Annotated in this window: 21 protein-coding genes; 13 read left to right on the top strand and 8 right to left on the bottom strand. The window is 56.5% G+C overall.

The window, feature by feature from the left end; translation table 11 throughout:
* The first annotated feature begins 148 nt into the window (after positions 1–148).
* On the top strand, positions 149–640 hold the full coding sequence (locus AD948_RS12370) for a MarR family winged helix-turn-helix transcriptional regulator (protein WP_211264482.1): 492 nt from the start codon (positions 149–151) through the stop codon (positions 638–640).
* Between the two features lie 13 nt (positions 641–653).
* Positions 654–2,882: an FUSC family protein gene (locus AD948_RS12365; RefSeq protein ID WP_061472221.1), complete on the top strand. Its 2,229-nt coding sequence runs from the start codon at positions 654–656 to the stop codon at positions 2,880–2,882.
* A gap of 11 nt (positions 2,883–2,893) precedes the next feature.
* On the opposite strand, the gene AD948_RS12360 is transcribed toward AD948_RS12365, so the two are convergent.
* Positions 2,894–3,919 (bottom strand): glycosyltransferase family 61 protein, encoded by a 1,026-nt coding sequence (locus AD948_RS12360; RefSeq protein ID WP_156479024.1) that lies wholly within the window; start codon positions 3,917–3,919, stop codon positions 2,894–2,896.
* A 164-nt stretch (positions 3,920–4,083) separates the two neighbouring features.
* Between AD948_RS12360 and AD948_RS12355 the strand changes: the two genes are divergently transcribed.
* The gene (locus AD948_RS12355; protein ID WP_061472219.1) at positions 4,084–4,545 is read left to right on the top strand and encodes a hypothetical protein; all 462 of its coding nucleotides are present in this window, start codon (positions 4,084–4,086) and stop codon (positions 4,543–4,545) included.
* A gap of 185 nt (positions 4,546–4,730) precedes the next feature.
* Here AD948_RS12355 and AD948_RS12350 read toward each other — a convergent pair whose 3' ends face one another.
* Complete coding sequence (locus AD948_RS12350; RefSeq protein ID WP_061472218.1) at positions 4,731–5,750, bottom strand: enoyl-CoA hydratase/isomerase family protein; 1,020 nt, start codon at positions 5,748–5,750, stop codon at positions 4,731–4,733.
* Positions 5,751–5,810: 60 nt separating this feature from the next.
* On the opposite strand from AD948_RS12350, the gene AD948_RS12345 reads away from it, so the two are divergent.
* Positions 5,811–6,305: a flavin reductase gene (locus tag AD948_RS12345; protein WP_039904848.1), complete on the top strand. Its 495-nt coding sequence runs from the start codon at positions 5,811–5,813 to the stop codon at positions 6,303–6,305.
* A 91-nt stretch (positions 6,306–6,396) separates the two neighbouring features.
* Positions 6,397–6,528 (top strand): hypothetical protein, encoded by a 132-nt coding sequence (locus AD948_RS18880; protein ID WP_254909380.1) that lies wholly within the window; start codon positions 6,397–6,399, stop codon positions 6,526–6,528.
* Between the two features lie 211 nt (positions 6,529–6,739).
* Here AD948_RS18880 and AD948_RS12340 read toward each other — a convergent pair whose 3' ends face one another.
* From AD948_RS12340 to AD948_RS12330, 3 genes are read right to left on the bottom strand one after another with little or no spacing between them, the layout of a single operon-like run.
* Complete coding sequence (locus AD948_RS12340) at positions 6,740–7,567, bottom strand: metal ABC transporter permease (protein WP_061472217.1); 828 nt, start codon at positions 7,565–7,567, stop codon at positions 6,740–6,742.
* Positions 7,560–8,372, bottom strand: coding sequence for a metal ABC transporter ATP-binding protein (locus AD948_RS12335; protein ID WP_061472216.1), 813 nt, complete (start codon positions 8,370–8,372; stop codon positions 7,560–7,562). The genes AD948_RS12340 and AD948_RS12335 overlap by 8 nt, the downstream gene beginning before the upstream one ends.
* Entirely contained in the window at positions 8,369–9,232 is an 864-nt protein-coding gene (locus AD948_RS12330) for a metal ABC transporter solute-binding protein, Zn/Mn family (RefSeq protein WP_248846016.1), read from the bottom strand. Before AD948_RS12330 ends, AD948_RS12335 begins: the two co-directional genes overlap by 4 nt.
* Before the next feature lie 346 nt (positions 9,233–9,578).
* On the opposite strand from AD948_RS12330, the gene AD948_RS12325 reads away from it, so the two are divergent.
* Genes AD948_RS12325 through AD948_RS12315 form a run of 3 tightly spaced genes read left to right on the top strand, consistent with a single transcriptional unit; the run spans position 9,579 to position 11,785 of the window.
* On the top strand, positions 9,579–10,139 hold the full coding sequence (locus AD948_RS12325; RefSeq protein ID WP_006559211.1) for a Fur family transcriptional regulator: 561 nt from the start codon (positions 9,579–9,581) through the stop codon (positions 10,137–10,139).
* 12 nt (positions 10,140–10,151) lie between these two features.
* Positions 10,152–10,751: a hypothetical protein gene (locus AD948_RS12320; RefSeq protein WP_156479023.1), complete on the top strand. Its 600-nt coding sequence runs from the start codon at positions 10,152–10,154 to the stop codon at positions 10,749–10,751.
* 8 nt (positions 10,752–10,759) lie between these two features.
* Positions 10,760–11,785: an asparaginase gene (locus AD948_RS12315; RefSeq protein WP_061472214.1), complete on the top strand. Its 1,026-nt coding sequence runs from the start codon at positions 10,760–10,762 to the stop codon at positions 11,783–11,785.
* Between the two features lie 224 nt (positions 11,786–12,009).
* On the opposite strand, the gene AD948_RS12310 is transcribed toward AD948_RS12315, so the two are convergent.
* A complete protein-coding gene (locus AD948_RS12310; protein WP_061472213.1) occupies positions 12,010–12,684 on the bottom strand; it encodes a hypothetical protein in 675 nt (224 codons plus the stop codon).
* 303 nt (positions 12,685–12,987) lie between these two features.
* Here AD948_RS12310 and mtnA point away from each other — a divergent pair, with 303 nt between their 5' ends.
* The 3 genes from mtnA (at position 12,988) to AD948_RS12295 (ending at position 16,146) form a co-directional block, all read left to right on the top strand.
* Positions 12,988–14,082, top strand: a complete 1,095-nt coding sequence (mtnA, locus tag AD948_RS12305; protein WP_006558359.1) for an S-methyl-5-thioribose-1-phosphate isomerase — start codon at positions 12,988–12,990, stop codon at positions 14,080–14,082.
* A gap of 510 nt (positions 14,083–14,592) precedes the next feature.
* Positions 14,593–15,087, top strand: coding sequence for a Cys-tRNA(Pro) deacylase (gene ybaK, locus AD948_RS12300; RefSeq protein ID WP_061472212.1), 495 nt, complete (start codon positions 14,593–14,595; stop codon positions 15,085–15,087).
* A gap of 159 nt (positions 15,088–15,246) precedes the next feature.
* Entirely contained in the window at positions 15,247–16,146 is a 900-nt protein-coding gene (locus AD948_RS12295; RefSeq protein ID WP_061472211.1) for a DUF2272 domain-containing protein, read from the top strand.
* 41 nt (positions 16,147–16,187) lie between these two features.
* Here AD948_RS12295 and AD948_RS12290 read toward each other — a convergent pair whose 3' ends face one another.
* On the bottom strand, positions 16,188–16,613 hold the full coding sequence (locus AD948_RS12290) for a rhodanese-like domain-containing protein (protein WP_248846015.1): 426 nt from the start codon (positions 16,611–16,613) through the stop codon (positions 16,188–16,190).
* A gap of 119 nt (positions 16,614–16,732) precedes the next feature.
* Here AD948_RS12290 and AD948_RS12285 point away from each other — a divergent pair, with 119 nt between their 5' ends.
* Both AD948_RS12285 and AD948_RS12280 read left to right on the top strand, forming a co-directional pair.
* A complete protein-coding gene (locus AD948_RS12285; RefSeq protein WP_061472210.1) occupies positions 16,733–17,773 on the top strand; it encodes a cysteine synthase A in 1,041 nt (346 codons plus the stop codon).
* A 64-nt stretch (positions 17,774–17,837) separates the two neighbouring features.
* Entirely contained in the window at positions 17,838–18,368 is a 531-nt protein-coding gene (locus AD948_RS12280; protein ID WP_061472209.1) for a DUF3574 domain-containing protein, read from the top strand.
* 284 nt (positions 18,369–18,652) lie between these two features.
* On the opposite strand, the gene guaA is transcribed toward AD948_RS12280, so the two are convergent.
* On the bottom strand, positions 18,653–20,254 hold the full coding sequence (guaA, locus tag AD948_RS12275; RefSeq protein WP_061472208.1) for a glutamine-hydrolyzing GMP synthase: 1,602 nt from the start codon (positions 20,252–20,254) through the stop codon (positions 18,653–18,655).
* Between the last annotated feature and the right edge of the window lie 122 nt (positions 20,255–20,376).

The following is a 20,376-nucleotide window of genomic DNA, read 5'->3' as shown; positions in this document are numbered from 1 at the left end:
AATGCACCCAACCAAACCCGCAGAGAACCGGATCGGGTAGCTCCCCCCATAGCCTGACGAGAGGAAGATGCCAGCCCGTTGACCGCTCCGGCAGTTCTGATATATTCGTTTCAATATATTTTTCATGTCAAATATATTGATGCTAACAATGGAGCACCCCATGGAAGCCCTGCGTGGCCTTTCTGCCATTGATGAAACGCGTTTTCAGGACATGGCGCTGACATTTCGTGTCATGCGGCTGGCGGCAATATGGCGCACAAAGCTGGAACGCGCCCTGCGCCCACACGGCATGACTGTGGCACTCATGCGCCCCATGGCGTATCTGATGATGATGCCCGATGGCGCAACCCAGCGAGATCTGGCAAGCGCCATGGATACAGATTGTTCTGCTTTGGTGCGGGTGCTGGATCTTCTGGAAAAAGAGGGGTTGGTTTCCCGCCACACCGATCAGGAAGACCGACGGGCAAAACGGCTTACCCTGACCGCAAAAGGCCAGAAAAAATGCGCGCTGTTCCATGAGGTTTCAGCACAGGTAGAACAAACCATCACTCAAGGCCTCCCCAAAACGGATATCCGCAGCCTTATCCGCCAGCTTGACCAGATTCTGGACACCTGCTCCGCATTACCTGACCTTGCATGAAAACCGTCGCACCATGACAGACACTCTTTCCGCACTGCTGCGCCCTTGCTTTCCCGCCATTTTTACGAATGATGAGCGCTGGCGCGCAACGCTGGCCACCGCTGCCTATACAGCCCGTGTTTTTCTGGCGATCGGGATTGCCCTGTTTCTGGCATTCACCTTTCAGCTTCAATCCCCCATGAGCGCCGCCACAACCGTTCTGATTGTCGCCAACCCCACTGTTGGGGCCATGGTTTCCAAAAGTATGTGGCGTGTCATTGGCACGATTATCGGGGCAAGCATCAGCGTGGGTGTCATGGCGGCATTCGTGCAGTCTCCTGTACTGTATTATGCAGCACTCGCCTTTTTCGTGGGGCTGGCCTGTATGGTGGCCACATTCCTGCGGTTGTTCCGGGCCTACGCGGCTGTTCTGACCGGCTATACCATTGTTATTGTGTCCTCCCCTGCTTTTGCCAATCCGGACTCCATTTTTCTGGCAGCCATGGGGCGTCTCTCTGCCGTAACCACCGGGGTTGTGGTCACAGCTTTTGTGTTCATGGTGACATCACCCCGTAAACCTTCTCAGGTTCTGGTTACACTGGGTGATGTCTTCCGAGAAACGGTACGCCATGCGCTCTCTTTCCATTCGGCGGAAAGCAATCGCTCTTCTCCGGCTCAGGCGGCGGAAGCTATGGAAGATCAGATGCCGGGGTTGGAAAATACATCTTCCACGCCCGCCTTTCGGGGCCTGCCCCAACCTTTGTATGACAGCCGGGGTCGCCTGCTGGCCCGCATGACGGGCCTTGGCCCCGCCATTGAATATGCTGCTGCGGATGATCGGGACATGCAGGCACGTGTCAGACGTCTTCGCATCGGCCTGAGCCGCCTGACAGGCCTGATTGTAACCTACCATCCCTACTGGCTCAATCTCTCTCTGGCCAATGGGGCCTCATGCCAGGTGCATCAGGAAGTTGCTGAAACCCTGAAGACTATTCTGGATCTGACAGAACAGCCCGGATGGCAGGACAACCCCAAACCTGTTTCAGACTGTATTCACGCCACGTTGGAAAAACTTGATCTTCTGGAACGCCAGAACCCCACCCCCACTGTTCTGGCCTCGCTCGACAACACGCGCGATGTGCTGGTGCATCTGGACATGGCGTTGCATGACATTACAACCCGCCGCCCCGGCCGCAGATCTGTCAAAATGGCAACCTATCTGGAATGGCCCATGGCAATGCGTAACGGCGCACGCGGCATGTTCATTGCCCTGCTGGCTGGCATGTTGTGGTATGTTCTCCACTGGAGTGCGGGGCCAATGCTGATGCTATACGTTGTGGCGGCATCAAGCCTGCTTTCCACCACGCCTTCAGCCGCAAAAACCAGCCCACTCATGGCTGTGGGCACAGCGCTTGCCATCCCGGCCAGTTTCCTCTGCCATGTTGTGGGCCTGCCAAGAATAGATGGCTACCCCCTGTTATGGATGACAGTCTGCCTCTTCCTGCTGCCGGGCGTATGGCTGCAATTCCACCCCCGCTACAGCATCGGGGCATTCGGCTATGCCGTTTTCTTCACCATGATGCTGTCTGTCACCAATCCCATTGTCTATGATGACATGACACTGACCAATAACTGGATGACTATGGCCGCAGCCTGTGTGTTGCTGGTTCTGGTGTTCCGGGTCATTCTTCCGGCTGACCACAGGCTGGATGCCGCGCGGCTTGTCTCCTCTCTCACACGCAGTGTGCAGCAGCTTGCCGCCGCACCGCAAAACCGGCCCATTCTGTGGGTGGTGTGGGAAAGCCTGCAATTACAGAAAATTGCCCGTCTTATGATGCGGCTTTCCTTTCTTGATGAAAGCGTTGACCGCAAGGGCTATACGGACGCCGCATTCGCTGCAATTTCCCTTGGGCGGCTGATTGTGCGTCTGCGTTGGAATGCCGGGCATACTGTTCTGGCTCCCTCAGCACATGATGCTCTGCTTGATGCCCTGAAATCTTTCAGAACCCTTCATCACGCACCAGAACAGACCGCCGCAGAACTTCTGAAAACGGCACACCACATCAGCGCCATTCCGCACCCGGAAGCGGCCTGTCTGGCGCGAGAACGGGTTGTATCCTGTCTGGAGCAGGCAGCCTATATCATCACATCCGTTCCGGGCTTTTTCCATCGGTACGGCCCCTTGCAGCTTTCCCGTGACATTCCCGGTGCAAATGCTGGCGTAACAGCGGTAGTGCCGCACCATAATCCGGTGTTCGGCTAAAGGGTCTGCAATTACCCTTCAAGAAGCGCGGCAAGTTGGGCGGCCATGATGGAGAAAGGTGCATCCCACCGGGTTGTCTCCGCATCCATCATCTGCCCGCGCAGTTCATGATACTCCAGACCACGCAGCCCGGCGATAAAGGCAAAAAACGTATCCGGCATGGTGGCAGGAGCCAGCGTTATCACCTTGGCACCCGGCGGGCAGAACAGAATATTGGTCATGCCAGCCCCCATCACCCCCACAACACATTCCGCATTTTTGAAAAGCTGAATTTGCTCCAGAAACGTTAGAGCAGCCGGATCGACCACCCGAAAACCGTGACTGTGCAGCAAAGCAAGAAGGTTTTCCTCCTGCACGACACACCGCGGGCTACCGGGCCGCGCCACATACAGACGTTGCGGTGCAATCTGTGGAACAGCCTCACGCACTATGTCCGTTTTGGCAAAAGCCAGTGGAGACATGTAAACACCGTGATCCGTCAGCCCATCAACAATGCTCAGTTCCTTGAAAAAACACACGGCCTGATTATCCAACGCCAAAAACTGATGCGGCCGGGCGGATGACAGCACAATGGAATCCCGTATCACATGGGTCATGGCGTGGTCTGCGTGCGGAACAACCAGAAGCTCCGGCGTCATGAACTGTTCCGCCAACCATAATCTGGGCAGCAGTTCCACCAGCCAGTGCCCATAATTATGGTCCCCCCGTTTCCGCAACAGTAAACTTGACGCGGTTACTTCAGGAACATCTTGCGCGCATCGAACACGCTCAAAAGCCCGCTCACATTCGTCCGGACTATGTTGGGTTATGGTCTGGGTGATCAGCTTCCTGTCATGCGTAAAAACAAGGCCTTCCTCGGTCACGTACACATCAAACAGTTTGGTCAGGGTTACAGACCGTTCCAGATGCGTCCCTGTCAGCCAGCCTGCGCGCATGGCTTCCAGCACCGGTTTTGGCACCAGATGAAGATTCTGCACACGCGGAACCGGCTGAACAAAACTGGGAGAGGTAACGGTTGCCACCTCATGCCGGTGCACGTTTTGCAGATCCCTATATTCTAACACGCCGTGTTCCCTGCCTCATTCTTTCCCCCACAGTAAGACAGGGCGGCTCACTTCCCAACACCCCTCATCGCAGGCATCGAGATTGACGTGGTTAAATATTTTGTAGAGACTCAATTAAGAGTTTATTAACGAGTTTTATGACGGAGATGATCCCTTACGCTCTACTTTCCCGTGCTCTGGGTTACGATATTTTTGCTGCGGAAGAGGAAAATGTCTCAGTTCCTAACACTCTGCTGCTATTCCTGCTGCAAGAATATGTGGCGCACGCCCCTTTTGACGAGGCGAGTTATCTGACAGCGAACCCGGATGTTGCCGCCGCAGTGGCAAGAGGAGATTTCAGCTCCGGCCGCCAGCACTTTCTCCAGCGCGGTTATCAGGAAGAACGTGAAGGGCACCAGCCTGCTTTTTCTGAAGGCTGGTATTTGCAACAGAATCCAGATGTCGCCATCGCCGTGCAACTGGGAGACTGGCCTTCTGGCCAGGCTCATTATCAGGCCCACGGCAAAACGGAATGGCGCAGCCCTTCACCAGAAACGCAGCCTGCATACGCTCGGTGGCAATCCCTTTTTTCAACCAGTCCTGCCAGCCGAAACAGGTGATCCTTTTTTAAGGCACCCCACCAGCGCAGGAGAGGAGGAAGGTCGGCTCTCCGGGCCAAGGTGCTAACACAGCAAGCAGGCATAACCACCTCTTTTGCCCCGGAACGTCTTCTTCTCTACTCCCTACTCCCTACTCCCTACTTCGGGCACTTCAGAACGCGGCCAACGAAAAATCAGGTACGTCCTCAGTTCTGAAAACAGGCCTGAACCTCATCCAGATTGACTTCCGCCAGAGTGCCTGGGGTCCAACGTGGCTGATTATCCCGGTCTATCAGGCGCGCGCGCACGCCCTCTACAAAATCTGCTCGCCGGATAAGGTGGTTGACCAAGGTTACTTCCTGCTGAAAGGCTTCGGTCAGGGAGGAGAGGCCCCGCGCCCGATGCCACGCTTCCCACGCCAGTTGTACGGAGAACGGACAGGCGCATGAGAGCGCCAGCAGATCCTGCCGCGCTTCTTCCGTGCCACTTTCCGCCAGATTGCGCACTGCATGGGCCAAATCTGGCGCATCGTAACAGGCGTCCATCTCCTGAACATTGGCTAACTGAGGCAATGCGGGAACAAGGGCGAACACCGCTGCCGCAGATCGTGTTTCAAGCAGACCCAGCAGATCAGGCAGACTATCGGCAGGCACAAGCCTATCGGCAAAGCCGATCATGACCGCCCCCACGCCATTCATGCGGTTGCCCGTAACGGCCAGCCTCAAACCGGAAAAACCGGGTGCGCGGCTGAGAATCCAGGACCCTCCGGCATCCGGGGTCAGACCTATGCCGGTTTCAGGCATGGCCACAACAGAACGGTCGGTCACAATCCGGTAGCGCGTATGCCCGCCCAGACCAATGCCGCCGCCCATGGCAATTCCGTCCATGAAGGAAATGGTTGGTTTGGGGTAGGCCGCAATCTGTTGCATGACCTGGTAAACACGGTTCATCTGCCGGAAAGCTTCATCCGCCCCTTCCATCTGGATCAGTTCACAGATTTTTTTCAGATCTCCGCCCGCACAAAACGCACGGGGAGCAGACCCTTCCAGCACTACATGCTGAACAGATGCGTCGTCCCGCCAGGCCTCCAGCACGCGGGCAATGCCCTCTGCCATCTCCAGATCCACCGCATTCAATCGGTTGGGACGATCAAGGATAATACGGCCCATATGGCCTGCACGCCGTGTTTTGACAGTGGGGGTGCCTGAAAGAACGTCTTCAGTCATTGCTTTCCTTCTTTATTCATGCACAAAACACTCAGTCTGAACATGTTTGAAGGAGAGCAGATGTTGGCTCTGGAGACCAGCGCCTTCCGCGATGCCATGGCCAAACTTGGAGCGGCTGTGAACATTGTGACCACAGGAACGCAGGCACACCCGGTTGGTTTTACTGCATCCGCCGTGTGTTCTGTTACGGATACGCCTCCCACACTGTTGGTTTGCCTGAAACGGGAAAGCCGGGCACGCCCGGCCTTTACGGAAGGCGGACCGTTGTGCGTCAATGTGCTCTCTGCTGCCCAGCAGGCGTTATCCAGCCATTTTTCCGGCCCCACCACAATGGAAGACCGCTTTGCTGTAGGGCATTGGACCACACTGGCAACTGGTGCTCCGGTTCTGGAAGAAGCAGTTGCCACGTTTGACTGCCGCATCAGTCAGATTGTGGAAGTAGGCACCCATAGCGTCATGTTCGGGATTGTTGAGGCCCTGCGTATCAACCAGCATGTGGGCGGCCTGGTGTATTTCAACCGCGCCTATCACTCCCTGCCCCACACTGCTTCCTGATACCGGACAGCAGCATCCGTTTTTTTATTGATTTACCCTTTTGCTGGCCTCTTAAATACCCTTCACCAGCAAACAGGCAGGAGTGTTTTCCATGGCCCCGCCGCCTAAAAAAGATCTGTCAGACGTTCCGGTTATTACCCTTAAGGCGTTGATCCTCATCCATGTGGGGCTTGCCATCTTCCTGCTGTTCTGGGGCTGGCTGGACTGGTCCCTGCCGCAGTAAGAGACTGATCACAATCCTGTCCGGCCTGTTGGGCAAGACATTTTCAGCGCCCGGCCTCAGGTCTCAGGTACCGGTTATGGCTCCCTTCTGCCATCAGGTTTTCGAATTGCATTTTTTCAAGCGCCAGACATGTTCTGGCAGTCTCAAGCTGCTGACTGACCACGCAGTACTCTGCCGCAAAACCAGACAGTCAAACCTCGTTCAGATCAAGCTATGAGGCGTTGCTGAGGCGCTTTGCCTCCACCCTTTGGCTTACCCAGGATGCTACCGGGGCCGCCAGCAGAAACCCTGCCCCACCCAGCACAGAGATCCAGAAAGAGGTGGGGTAATCCGTCTGCCAAGACAGCATCAACCCACCCCACGCTTCCATCACTGCCAACCCGGCTGCACCAAAAAGGCCCACCAGAGGGGGCAGTCCCAGCCGAAGAATGGTTGCTGCTGGCGCAACCATAAGCGTGAAAACCAGCAGCACTCCGGTAATCTGGGCGCACTCTGCCGTCGCAATGGCAACAAGCGCCAGAAACAGCACATCCAGCACAGCGATATGCACCCCTTTGGCTTCAGCCAGTTCCGGTTGCAGGGAGGCGAACAGAAGCGGGCGCGCCATGATTCCCAGCGCCAGCAGGCATCCGCCACTCAACGCGGCCAGCCAGCCGAGCATGGAAGAACTTATGCCCAGAATGTCCCCAAACAGCAGAGCAGTGGCTGCGCTGGCAGAATGAGTCAGAAAATGCAGGAACAATGCCCCCGCACCCATGGCGACCGACAGCACAAGCCCAATCATGACATCACGCCCTGCCACCCGGTCACCGGCCAAGCCCATTAGAACACCGGCACCCAACGCCCCCGCACTCAGGCCGGTAAGCGGCGAGAACCCTAACAGCAGTGCTCCCGTAGCCCCTGCGAACCCAACATGCGAGAGAGCATGACTGGCAAATGTCTGACCGCGCAGCACCAGAAACCAGCCCACCGGGCCGCAAACAACGGCCACCAGAAAAGCAGCCAGAAAGGCCGTGCGCATGAAATCATACTCAAGCATGCGCGTGTCCCCCCAGACAGTCGTGAGGTTGCAGAATAGCACCGCCGCCTTCAGCCACGACAAAGACACGGCCACCCGCCCGCACCACATCCACCGGCGCACCGTAAAGCGCCGTCAGTGCCTCCGTGGTCAGAACGTCTTCAACCTTGCCCAGCAGCGCCTTGCCACGAGCCAGATACAGAACATGGTCCATCAGCCCCAGCAACGGGTTGATATCATGAGCAGACATCAGAACCGTCATGTTACGGAACCGCGCGAGCGTATGGATTCTGACCGCAGTCTCCCGCATGCGGGCCGGGTCCAGACTGGCCAGTGGCTCATCCAGCAACAGAAGGGTGGGATCATCAAGAAGGGTTTGCGCCAGCAGCAGCCTTTGCCTCTGCCCACCTGAAAGGGCAGCAACAGGTTTGCGGGCCAGATCAAGCGCATCCACCGCTTCCAGCGCCGCCTGCACGGCCTCCCGCCCCTTTCTGCCACACCAGGGCAAGCCCCAATGTTGCCCGCGCCGGGCAGCGGCAACCATACTCCAGCCACTTAACTGCCCGCCTATCAGCTTGCGCATCTGAGGCATGTACCCAACTGTGCTGTTGCCGCGCTTTACCGGCGCGCCATTTACACACAACACGCCCTGCCGCGCAGGCTCCAACCCCAGAAGCCCCCGGAACAAGGTTGTCTTGCCCGCGCCATTGGCCCCCAGAACCCCCACAAAGCTGCCTTTCGGCACACTGAAGCTCACATCATTCAGAACAATCCGCCCACCACGCGCCAACGTGACATGGGAAAGATCAAGAGCCGGGACACTCACGGTTCTTGCCCAAACGCCTGCGCTACCTGCGTCACCGTGTGCTGAACCCATGTCTGCCAATGTTGATCTGGTGGCATGATTTCCAGCACGGGCAAGACCGGTATTTTCTCCTGCCGCGCCTGCGCAATCAGGCGCTGGACGGAGGGCCTGTCAGCCTGTGCATTATAAGCCACCAACCGGACATGATGCTGGCTGATGTCCCGCTCAAACGCCGCAACGGCAGAAGCTGGAGGTTCAACGTCATTCATGATGGCCTGTTGAAAAGCCTGCTGCGTCATATGGAGGCCAAGGCTGTCTGCCAAGGGCGTGAACACCGGTTCCGTTGCGGCCACCGGCTGCCCGACTGTTTTGGACCGCACATCGACAATCTGCTGACGCACCTGATCCACTGCGGCAAGAAGCGTTTTCCCTCGCGCCTCGTAAGCCTGCGCGTGGGCCGGATCAACCTGCTGACACACCACAACAAACCGCCCCACGAAAGACGCCACGGCTGCCAGATTATACCAGAGATGAGCGTTATCTCCCTCGTGCCAGCCGCTCCATCCATCAGCCCGCACTATGGGAACCTGTTTCCCCCCACGCGCCTGCGCCAGCCGATCTATCCATGCATCATACCCGGCCCCATTCGCCACAATAAGGGTGGCGTCATGCACCAGACGCCCTTCTGCCGGCCCGGGCTCATAAAGGTGGGGGTCCAGGGCCGGAGATGCGAGGATGGAATGAACATGCATGTCGGGCTCGGCCACCTGCGCAGCGAGATCCCCCCATGTATTTTCCGCTGCAACAACAATCGGGGCCTCAGCAGCCCGAACAGCCCCCATACAGGCGCACGCGGCAATAAGGCAGGAGAAAACTGACACGGCAAAACGCATAAAACAGACTCACACCCCAAATTCCGCCGCGCGAAAGATGCTCCTGCTCCCGCAAAAGCATCAAAAATCGGCCTATCGCGAACCTGACAAGGCGCTATTTCCGCGCCTGCCGAACATCTGATCCGCCCCGAAAGCCCTTGCCTTGCAGGTTCAGACACGCCACATCCCCGTTCACCACAATTCTTTACATTGCCCGCAGATATGTCGTGATGAGCGGTTCTTATCAGCTTATGTGATAATATAACATACCTTTTCCCACCCGAAACCTTCTCTTCCGTACGCTTTGCCTTCCCTGTGCTGCATGGCTAAGATACGGGCAGAACGGATCGTAATCATGAAATCTGCCACTCAGTCTGCCCTTGTTTTTCCTGAAACACTCTCCCCCGCTACGCAGGCTCTGCTGGACAGGGCTGATGCCCTGTGCACACGGCAGGGCGCACGCCTGACACAGCAGCGCCGGGAAATTCTGGGGCTGATCCTGAGCGTGAATGCCCCCGTAGGGGCTTATGATCTGCTGGAACAGATGAAAACGCCTGACCGCAGACCTGCTCCGCCAACGGTCTATCGGGCGCTGGATTTTCTGCTCGAACACGGGCTGATTCATCGCATTGAACGACTGTCAGCTTTTGTGCCCTGCACGCACCTTCTGCACGATGACCACGCGGCAGGCTGCAATCATGACCATGATCAGGACAGCATCTGCCTGCACACAGCCCAGTTCCTGATCTGCCGGTCCTGCAAAAGTGTGATTGAAATCACCAACCCCAGTATTCTGGATGCCGTTCGCACAACCTGCCGGGAGCAGGGATTTGTCATTCAAAGCTCGTCCATAGAAATTGAAGGCCTTTGCGCGCACTGTGCCGCACACCGCAAAACGCCTGCTCACCAGCATTAGTAACGGCGTTACTTGCCAAAACGGACACCTTCCGGCGCACCACGCCGCTCTCCTTCCCGGCAGCGCCAGTTCAAATTGCCTGTTGACCTTCCTGAACAGAAACCTGCGTCCTCATCTACTGAACCACGATCCCACCGTAAAAATAGCACGCAACAGACAAAGGTTTCGGCGCAGGAGACTCCCACTCCCCCTGCCGGCCCGCAGACTGACCTGTTTTCCTATCCCTTCCCGCCACCGCCTGCGCCGCCACGCACGCATTTCACGGCGGAGGAATTACGGCTCTCTTATAGCCCGCCACAGAGTTTCACGCCCCGCACAGCACCGGATAGCTGGCTTTATTTCGTGACTGACCGTGAAGAGGCCCACCATCTTCTGCATTCAGGTCTCCACCTGACCAGAAAAGCCCCACTTTTGCTGACAGAACGCAATGGCGTTTGTGCGTGGCTGGAGAAAATGGCAGAAGACCCGGCGGGGCCTGCTGCTTTCCCCTGCGTTCTGCGCTTACGCCGCACAATGGTGGCAGACATGCTGGAGCCAGACCCTGATCACAGCGCCGAATTTTCAGCAGAGTGCTATCTGCTAAGCGGCGCCACACACGAACAGAACAGGTAAAATCTGCAATGCCTCACGATGTGCTTTTGGCTGAAGCAACCCGCGGTGACCGGGTGGAATCCCGTCACTATGGCGCTGCCGTGGTTGTGGACGCCGCCGGAAAAACCGTTTTTGCCGCAGGGGATGTGGAGACCGCCATCTACCCCCGCTCCACCGTCAAAGCACTGCAGGCTCTGCCGCTGCTGACAGAAGGTGCCGCCGACAAATACGCTCTGGGGCCGGATGCTCTAGCCCTGGCCTGCGCCTCCCACCAGGGTGAGCCAGCCCATATTGCCGTTGCCACTGAAATGCTGGCCCGCACGGGGCGCGATGCCACATCTCTGGAATGCGGCACCCACTGGCCGCTGGACGCCCGCGCAGCACGCGCTCTGGCTGCCAGCGGAGAACAGGCGTGTGCGCTACATAATTGCTGTTCAGGTAAACATGCAGGCTTCGTCTGCCTGTCCTGCGCAACCGGACATGATCCTGAGCACTACATCCGACCAGAGCACCCCGTCATGCAAACAGTCGCCCGGACGCTGGAAGATGTAACAGGCATTCCTCATACGGACGCCAACCGCGGCACGGATGGCTGCGCCATTCCCACATGGGCCATTCCTCTTCGCGCTCTGGCATTGGCTTACGCACGGTTTGCAACAGGCCAGAACCTGAATACGGACAGAGCGCAGGCTGCTGCCCAGTTACGATCCGCCATAGCCGCCAACCCGTTCATGATTGCCGGAACCAACCAGTTCGATACGCGCGTCATGCAAGATCTTGCGCCGCGAGTTTTCACCAAAATGGGTGCAGAAGGCGTGATGGTTGCCATGCTTCCTGAAAAAGGTCTTGGTATTGCCATCAAGTGCCGGGATGGCGGAGTGCGAGCGGCTGAAGCAACGGCTGCGGCCCTCATTGCCCGTTTTGGTAACGAAAGCAGTCCGGTGCTGACGCACTTCATGCGTCAAACCTTGAAAAACTGGAACGGGCAGAGTGTGGGTGAGTTCAGGGTTTCAGCAACACTGGCGGAAGACTGTTATCCATCTGCAGCCTCATAACCCCACGTGTTTTTCTTTTGTTCTCGTTTGAGTTTTTCAAAACTGATACAAAAATAGTCCAGCGTTCTCCCCTGAGCCAATCACTCGCCAGGGCCGTCTGCGCGCACTAATCTCGTTCCGCTGCCCCTTGCGGAAGCGCCAGACAAGACACCATAAAAAAGGCCGAGGACCATAATGGTTCCCCGGCCTTGCTTTTTTCTGAACCGTTTTAAACGCTGAAAAACTTACGCCTTGCGCGCACGCGGCTTGCGGGCGGCTGTTGTTTTGCGCGCGCGCGTTCCTTTGGCTGAGGTCGCTTTCTCAGTCTCGGCAGCTTCAGCAGCCAGACGATCATAACGTTTCTGACGGCGCGTTTCCTGCACAATGCGCAGCTTTTCAACTGCGGACAAACGCACTTTTTCTTCAGCCGGTGCTGCTTTTTTCGCACGCGCCTTTACAGGAGCCTCAGCAACAGGTTTTGCCACCTTGCGCTTGGCCTTGACCGGAGCAACCTCGGCAACTGCTGCGGCTTTCGGGCGACGGCCACGGGGTGCAGGCGTTGCAACAACAGCTTCGACCTCAGCCGCCTTGCGGCGCGTTGTACGGGGGGCTGCCACAGGTTCTACTACCTTGCGGGAGACACGCTTTGTCGCTTTGGGCTTTTCTTCGCTCACAGCCGGAGCTTTTTTCACCGCAGCTGCTTTTGTTTCCTTGACGGCTCGCGCAGGCTTGGCTGGTGCTGCAGGCACCTTCAGCGCCTTGCGGCGGGTCTTGGGAGCTTCTGCTTTAGCCACAATCTCTTCCTCAACCACATCTTTTTTTACAGCTGCTGCACGGGTGCGGCGTGCTGTAGCGGGCGCGGCGCGGGTTGCTGCAACTTTGGCGCGGGGGGCGGCGCGGCGCTTTTTCATCTCACTCATTCAGAACTCCTGTAATTCTACATTTTCAAAAATACAAGAACATACAAGCATGTTCCTCAAGACTACTTCTCCTGACACTTTCAGGGACACCTTGAAAAACAGGCTTCTGCACTTGGAACTTCAGCCCTTCATAACAAAAACGCCCAAAAATGCAAAAAATACTTTCGGCTTTCAAGAATAGTCATGACAGACATTACTTTCCCTTCATATCTTCCCACCACCTTGCGGTTGAGAGACGGTAGCCTAGATTGGAAAGGACGCTTATTATCCATCTTGTTTGCTCCGAACCCTCAGGTGATACACATGAAAATTGCTGGCACTTCATACCGCAGCGTATGGGTGGATGAAAAAGATGGCTGGTCCATCCATATTTTTGATCAGACCCGCCTTCCCTTTTCTCTGGACATCCTGCAACTCACCACACCGGAAGACGTTGCACATGCTATCCGCACAATGCAGGTGCGCGGTGCACCGCTTATTGGTGCGGTGGCTGCCTATGGGCTGGCGCTTGCGCTCAGGCAGAACAGTTCCGATAGCGCCATGGAGGAACAGGCAAGTCTTCTGGCCGCAACACGCCCAACCGCCATCAACCTGCGCTGGGCTATTGAGCGTATGCTGTCTCATCTGCGCCCGTTATCACCTGACCAGCGCGTACAGGCCGCCTATGCTGAAGCAGGCCGCATCTGTGATGAAGACGCCGCACAGAATGAAGCCATTGGCCGCCACGGTCTTTCCCTGATTCAGGAGATTGCAAAAAACCGTCCGCCTGGCACACGCATTAACCTTCTGACACATTGCAACGCGGGCTGGATTGCAACGGTGGACTGGGGTACGGCGCTGGCCCCTATTTACATGGCGCATGATGCCGGGCTGAACGTGCATGTGTGGGTTGATGAAACACGCCCACGGAATCAGGGGGCTGCCCTGACAGCATGGGAGCTGGGCAGCCATGGCGTGCCGCATACCGTTATTGCAGACAATGCTGGCGGCCACCTGATGCAACATGGGCAGGTTGATCTGGTTATTGTCGGCACGGATCGCGTAACCCGTACCGGAGATGTTGCCAACAAGATTGGAACATATCTGAAAGCACTGGCAGCGCAGGATAACAGTGTGCCGTTCTGGGTGGCTCTGCCTTCCACCACCATTGACTGGACTGTTGGTGATGGCGTCCGAGAAATTCCCATTGAAGAACGTGCGGCTTCCGAGATTACGCATGTAGCGGGCCGCGCTGACGACGGCAGCCTGACAAAAGTGCAGATTACGCCAGATGGAAGTTCGGCCGCCAACCCTGCTTTTGATGTTACGCCCGCACGGCTTGTAACTGGCCTGATTACTGAACGCGGTGTCTGCCCGGCAACGGAAAGCGGCCTGCGTGGTCTGTTCCCGGAACAATAACACGTTCGTTTCCAACGCAGGCGGAACAGCAAGCCGCCTGCGCACCACAAACCTTCCCCAAAGCAGAATGAACCGCGCAAAAGAATTGTAGGTTTCTTGATTTTCCTCTGACCACGCCCTGCTCTTCTTTCTGTTTCATATCCCGCAGAAAAATGAGAGGTCTGTTTTGAGGCAAATATCCGCCCGGACCGGGAAAACAGTTCTGGCCACTTCTATTTGTAGCATTTCAGACATTTACGCGCCCCACTATGACTATAGTTAGGGGCAGTTCCCTTTGATAAAACGAGAACATTTTAAGAACATACGATAAAAGCAGCTATTTTTCGTATTCTCGTGGCCATCCTTTCGCACCATTCCATCTCTCCGAATAATGCGCCGCCATTGGCTGCATGGCTTTGCGCATATGCCTATGCGCATCTCTTTTCTTGACGGGCCAAAGCCGCAGCCTGATAAGCAAAACGTGATTTTTTACGGTTCCGTACCGTCGAAGCATTCTGAAAGGACTGCGCGATGTCAGAGACAGCTATTGATACACCTTCAACCCGTTTTCTGACGGCGCACGGTATTGCCTATACTGTGCATGACTATGAGTATGTCTCCGAACCTGGTAAAATTGGCATACAGGCCGCCGCAGGGATCGGAATTGATCAGGAAAAGGTCTTCAAGACCCTAATGGTCGAAATCGATAAAAAGCAGATTGTCTGTGCGGTTATCCCCGTTCATCAGAAAATGAACCTCAAAAAGGTTGCTGCCCTGTTTGGGGGCAAGAATGCCCGCATGCTCAACGCGGAAAAGGCCGAAGCCCTCACCGGCTTTCAGGTGGGCGGCATCAGCCCCTTTGGGGCACGCACACAGGTGCCTGTTGTCTTTGAAAACGCAGCCTTGAAGCAGGATGTGATGTATATCAATGGTGGCGGCCGCGGCATTGTTATCGGGCTTTCCCCCAAAGACGCCATTGCCTGCGTTAACGGACAGACGGCTGATCTGACGGTGGACGCGACCTGAAGGCATTGCCCTGAGCTTGAGGAAAAGGGGGAGGAAAATTGCGCCCCCTCTTTTCGCTGATAGCGGAGCGGCTTATGGATAGGATCGGGGCTCTGCTGGTAAGGAGGGTTCCATGCACGCTTCGGGCCATCCGGGGCGACGTGTCTGAATGGAGACGAGATGTCACGTAAGCTCTCTGTTGCCCTGCTGGCGCCTCTGTGCCTGGCAGCCTGCGCTACCCAATCCACAGTGCCGGGTGCCACGCCCACCGCAAACGGGCAGAATACTGCTTCAGGGAGTGCTTACGGGTATTCCAACCACGTTCCGGATTTTGCCACCCGTAATTTCGAGCCTTTCAATCGGCAGGATCTCGTGGCCATCGCCATGCGTGAATGGCGGCTGTTCGGTAGCCCGGTGAATGATGATGACCCGGAAGATCGTCCCGAACCCCAGACTGCTGCCGTCAAACCTGAACGCGCTCCCGGCCTGTGGGAACGGGTTGGTGAATATTGGTGGATCGGCATGGAGCCGGACACACCAGAAGCCTCATGGACCGGCAAGCACGATAATAATGGCCAACTCACAAACTTTGTGCAGGATGGCAATTATGCGTGGTCGGCCGCCTTTATCTCCTATGTTATGCGGGTTTCCGGCGCCAACAGCCGCTTTCCCTACTCCCAGAATCATTCAACCTATATCAATGCGGCAGCTTCCGGGCAGTCTCCCATCCTGCGAGCGCATGATCCGGCCAGCTACACCCCCAAGCTGGGAGACCTGATCTGCGTTGCCCGTGGGCGCGCCAAAACCATGGTCCGGTTTTCCAGCCTCCCTACCTCTTACGGCTTTCCCGCCCATTGTGGGTATGTCGTGGCAACCGGTCAGAACGGTCAGCCTTTTGGCAGGCAACTGAGCATTATTGGCGGCAATATTGACGACGCCGTTGCCCTGACCCACGTGCCGACAGATACTCAGGGTCGCATCTCCTCCCCTTCCGGCCAGAGCTATGACACGCGCTATCCATGGTGCGCCGTGCTGGAAGTGCTCTTTGACGCAGAAGCCGAACCAGACGCAGGCATGTAACCGGAAGCGCAGGGCCTGCCCCTGCGCCTGGACTGAAAACGTCAGTTCTGCCGCCATGGCAGGGCTGAGGCTTTCCAACCTGCAATAGAACCGCGGTGGCCATGGATATCTAATGGCCCCTCAAACCCATCCGCCACATTATAGACCGTCCGGTAACCCGCCTGCCGCGCAACTTGCGCCGCAGAGAGGCTCCGCACGCCTGACCGGCAGATGAAATAGACAGGCGCGTCTTTTCTCACGCCCACCTGTTCCAAATCTTCCGCAAAGCGCGCATTTGGCGTTCCATCCAGATCCTGCCAACTAACCAACACAAGTCTTTGGCCAAGCGATGCCAGATCAGGCACCCCCACCAGTTGCCATTCCGCCATGGTTCTCACATCCACCAGTACGGCCTGATCATTCTTTTCGAGTTCTGCCCACACATACTGGGGTGAGACATCTTCAATCATCGTGGTATCCTGTTTCATGACATGGTGGACTCTGCCTCCGTCTGCTCAGGCCTGCTCCTTTGTGAAAGGAGAAGCAGAACCGCCTGACACCAGAGAAAAGGAAGCGGGGTCCGTTGATAAAGAGAAGGTGCAACTGGATGACTGAAAGCGCAATTCCCGCCTCCCTTCCCGGCTGGGAATCACCCTCCGCAGATATGCCCGCAGCCGTTGGTGGCACACCACTGGTCCGGCTGCGCAAGGCATCGGATGCTACGGGATGCGACATTTACGGCAAGGCCGAATTCATGAACCCTGGTGGGTCCGTGAAAGACCGCGCTGCCCTTGCCATTATTGAAGATGCTGAACGCCGGGGTATTCTGAAACCCGGCGGCACCTTGGTAGAAGGCACAGCGGGGAATACAGGCATTGGGCTGACACTGGTTGCCAACGCGCGCGGGTATCGCTGCATTATTGTGATGCCGGAAACCCAGAGCCGTGAAAAAATTGATTTTCTGCGCATGATCGGCGCAGACCTGCGACTGGTACCGGCCAAACCCTATAAAGATCCGGGCAATTATGTGCACGTCTCCCGCCGTCTGGCAGAAGAAGGCGGATATGTATGGGCCAACCAGTTTGACAACCGTGCCAACCGTGAAGGCCATCGCCTGACCACCGCCCCGGAAATCTGGCATCAACTGGACGGCAAAGTGGATGCGTTCACCTGCGCCTGCGGCACCGGTGGCACACTGGCAGGCACTGCCATGGGGCTGCATGAGGCCGCAAAAAAGGCGGGAGTCAAAGCGCCCCATATCGTTCTGGCAGACCCTGAAGGCTCTGGTCTGTATGGATGGGTCAAAAACAATGATCTTTCCGTAACCGGGTCCTCCATCACGGAAGGCATCGGTCAATCACGGGTCACGGGTAATCTGGAAGGCGCGCCGATTGATGACGCCGAGCGTATTCCTGACCCCGAAGCACTTGAAATTATCTACAGCCTGCTGATTGACGAAGGGCTTTCTGTTGGTGGGTCATCCGGCATCAATGTAGCTGCCGCCATTCGCACGGCGCGCAAACTGGGTCCGGGCCACACGATTGTGACTATCCTGTGTGACGGCGGCGCGCGTTATCAGTCCAAACTGTTCAACCCGGAATTTCTGCGCGGCAAAGATCTGCCCGTAGCACCGTGGCTTGATAAATAAAGGATAGACTGTGCCTGCCAGATTCAGATCAGATTTACTCCCTCATCTTCTGGCAGGGAGCACCATGTTGGTCATGTTGAGCGCCTGCACCGGAGAAAACGCTCAGCATGATCCTACACTTCATAATCCCCACCACACGCTCTCCACCCAGCTTGGCGGACACTCTTTCCATCCCCCCAACACAACACCGGACGTTTTTTTAGCAACATCCGAAAACGCTGAGCAGGAAATCCAGACACGGTCAGACATATGCAGGGCCCTGACGGCAGAGCCAACGCTGACGATTACCCTCATGTTTGGCCTGAAGCGCCCTCATGGGGTGGATATCACGCCACATGAATGGCAGGATTTTATAGAAACCACCATCACGCCCCGTTTCCCGTCCGGACTTTCAGTTCTTCCCGTTGAAGGCCAGTGGCAGGACAGAGTGACAGGAAAAATCGGGCAGGAGCCATCCCGCTTTGTCCTGATTGCAGCGCCAGCTTCCACTCCCCATCTGGCCCAGAAACTTACGGATATCCGCTCCAGCTATCAGCACAGGTTTGATCAGCAAGCCGTTGGCGTAACCATAACGCCCTCCTGCTCCGCCTTTTAAATATGAGAGGCTTTTTGCTTTAAAAACTGCGCCACATTACAGAAATGACCGAGCATTTAACACCGAGCTTGCCGACCATGCTCAGCAAGCATACAGCTGAACCACATTCTCTGGTCTGCCCTGCTCAAAGCCTACCCGCATGCCGAGCCCGTTTCTGAAGTCAAAATACCACTTTTCTGAGTCCAAAACAAAAAACGGCTTGCCAGATCGTTCCCTCTGGCAAGCCGCATAAGCTCAATCCTGAATCAGATCGACCAAAAGCCGTCTGGAAAAGGCGCGTGCTTTTATTCCCATTCAATCGTGCCGGGCGGTTTGGACGTAATATCATACGTAACACGGTTGATACCGCGCACTTCGTTGACGATACGGCTCGCCACCCGGTTCAGGAAGCCCATGTCAAACGGATAGACATCCGCTGTCATGCCATCCGTGCTGGTCACAGCGCGCAGAGCACAGGCTTGATCGTATGTGCGGCCATCGCCCATCACCCCTACAGTGCGCACGGGGAGCAACACGGCAAATGCCTGCCAGATGGCATCATACAACCCTGCCGCACGGATTTCTTCCAGGAAGACAGAATCCACACGCCGGAGCAGATCCAGCTTTTCACGCGTGATGTTGCCCGGAATCCGGATGGCAAGCCCCGGCCCGGGGAAAGGATGCCGCCCGACGATGGTTTCAGGAATATCAAGTTCGCGGCCCAGTTCGCGCACTTCATCCTTGAACAGTTCACGCAGGGGTTCCACCAGTTGCATGTTCATGCGTTCCGGCAGGCCGCCCACATTATGATGGGATTTGATGGTGACGGACGGACCACCCGTAAAGCTGACGCTTTCAATCACGTCCGGATAAAGCGTACCCTGCGCCAGGAACTGCGCACCACCCAGTTTGACAGCTTCTTCTTCAAACACTTCCACAAACAGGCGACCAATGGTCTTGCGTTTGATTTCAGGGTCCGTCACGCCATCCAGCGCGTTCAGGAACAGATCAGACGCATCCCGATGCACAAGCTGAATGTTGAAACGGCCACGGAAGGTTTCTACCACTTCCTCGGCTTCACCCGCGCGCAGCATGCCGTGATCAACAAAAATGCAGGTAAGCTGATCGCCAATGGCTTCATGGATCAGCACAGCAGCAACGGACGAATCCACCCCGCCGGAAAGACCGCAGATAACGCGGCCACTGCCCACCTGTTCACGGATGCGGGCTATTTCCATGTCGCGAAAACCGGCCATGGTCCAGGTGCCAGTGCAACCCGCCACATTATGGGTGAAGTTCCGCAGCAACGCAGCACCATGAGGCGTATGCACTACCTCCGGATGGAACTGCACGCCATATAAGCGGCGGCCTTCATCAGCGATAACGGCAAAAGGTGCGCCTTCACTCACTGCGACAATGCGGAAGCCCGGGGGCAGTTCCGTTACACGGTCACCGTGGCTCATCCACACCTGTTCACGGCCGCCGCGCGCCCACGCACCACGGAACAGCGCGCAATCTTCCAGAATATCAACAAAGGCGCGGCCAAATTCGCGGTGGTCGGAACTTTCAACCTGCCCGCCCAGTTGCAGACACATGGCCTGCTGACCGTAACAGATTCCCAGAACCGGAATGGCCATATCAAACACCACTTCCGGAATACGGGGGGCATCCGGGCTGAGGACACTGGCAGGACCGCCGGAGAGAATAATACCACGTGGTGCAAAAGCACTAATACGCTCAGCATCTGCGGTAAAAGGCCAGATTTCGCAATACACGCCACTCTCACGCACGCGGCGGGCAATAAGCTGTGTCACCTGACTGCCAAAATCCAGAATCAGAATACGGTCCTGATGCAGAGTTTCATCCAGTTTGGCGGTGGCAGCGGGCATGGTGTTCTCAACAGGCATGAGCTACTGGTCTTTCTGGTCAGCGCCTGAACGGCTTTTCAGGTAAAAAACAACCGCCCTGGCGCAAGGCAGTTGCGTGCTAAACAGCGGATATAAAGCGGCGCAGGCGTGCCGTCACCCTA

Origin of the sequence: Acetobacter senegalensis (assembly GCF_001580995.1) — a bacterium.
GTDB classification, from domain to species: domain Bacteria; phylum Pseudomonadota; class Alphaproteobacteria; order Acetobacterales; family Acetobacteraceae; genus Acetobacter; species Acetobacter senegalensis.
This window is presented reverse-complemented; position numbering and strand designations above follow the sequence as displayed.

What these genes read in the sequence shown, in the direction of transcription:
- AD948_RS18880 (WP_254909380.1), top strand. Translation starts at nt 6,397, where the DNA reads ATGGCCCCGCCGCCTAAAAAAGATCTGTCAGACGTTCCGGTTATTACC.
- AD948_RS12280 (WP_061472209.1), top strand. Translation starts at nt 17,838, where the DNA reads ATGTTGGTCATGTTGAGCGCCTGCACCGGAGAAAACGCTCAGCATGAT.
- ybaK (WP_061472212.1), top strand. Translation starts at nt 14,593, where the DNA reads ATGTCAGAGACAGCTATTGATACACCTTCAACCCGTTTTCTGACGGCG.
- AD948_RS12350 (WP_061472218.1), bottom strand. Translation starts at nt 5,750, where the DNA reads ATGACTGAAGACGTTCTTTCAGGCACCCCCACTGTCAAAACACGGCGT.
- AD948_RS12340 (WP_061472217.1), bottom strand. Translation starts at nt 7,567, where the DNA reads ATGCTTGAGTATGATTTCATGCGCACGGCCTTTCTGGCTGCTTTTCTG.
- guaA (WP_061472208.1), bottom strand. Translation starts at nt 20,254, where the DNA reads ATGCCTGTTGAGAACACCATGCCCGCTGCCACCGCCAAACTGGATGAA.
- AD948_RS12355 (WP_061472219.1), top strand. Translation starts at nt 4,084, where the DNA reads ATGACGGAGATGATCCCTTACGCTCTACTTTCCCGTGCTCTGGGTTAC.
- AD948_RS12290 (WP_248846015.1), bottom strand. Translation starts at nt 16,613, where the DNA reads ATGAAACAGGATACCACGATGATTGAAGATGTCTCACCCCAGTATGTG.
- AD948_RS12345 (WP_039904848.1), top strand. Translation starts at nt 5,811, where the DNA reads ATGTTGGCTCTGGAGACCAGCGCCTTCCGCGATGCCATGGCCAAACTT.
- AD948_RS12295 (WP_061472211.1), top strand. Translation starts at nt 15,247, where the DNA reads ATGTCACGTAAGCTCTCTGTTGCCCTGCTGGCGCCTCTGTGCCTGGCA.
- AD948_RS12310 (WP_061472213.1), bottom strand. Translation starts at nt 12,684, where the DNA reads ATGAGTGAGATGAAAAAGCGCCGCGCCGCCCCCCGCGCCAAAGTTGCA.
- AD948_RS12285 (WP_061472210.1), top strand. Translation starts at nt 16,733, where the DNA reads ATGACTGAAAGCGCAATTCCCGCCTCCCTTCCCGGCTGGGAATCACCC.
- mtnA (WP_006558359.1), top strand. Translation starts at nt 12,988, where the DNA reads ATGAAAATTGCTGGCACTTCATACCGCAGCGTATGGGTGGATGAAAAA.
- AD948_RS12315 (WP_061472214.1), top strand. Translation starts at nt 10,760, where the DNA reads ATGCCTCACGATGTGCTTTTGGCTGAAGCAACCCGCGGTGACCGGGTG.
- AD948_RS12325 (WP_006559211.1), top strand. Translation starts at nt 9,579, where the DNA reads ATGAAATCTGCCACTCAGTCTGCCCTTGTTTTTCCTGAAACACTCTCC.
- AD948_RS12370 (WP_211264482.1), top strand. Translation starts at nt 149, where the DNA reads ATGGAGCACCCCATGGAAGCCCTGCGTGGCCTTTCTGCCATTGATGAA.
- AD948_RS12365 (WP_061472221.1), top strand. Translation starts at nt 654, where the DNA reads ATGACAGACACTCTTTCCGCACTGCTGCGCCCTTGCTTTCCCGCCATT.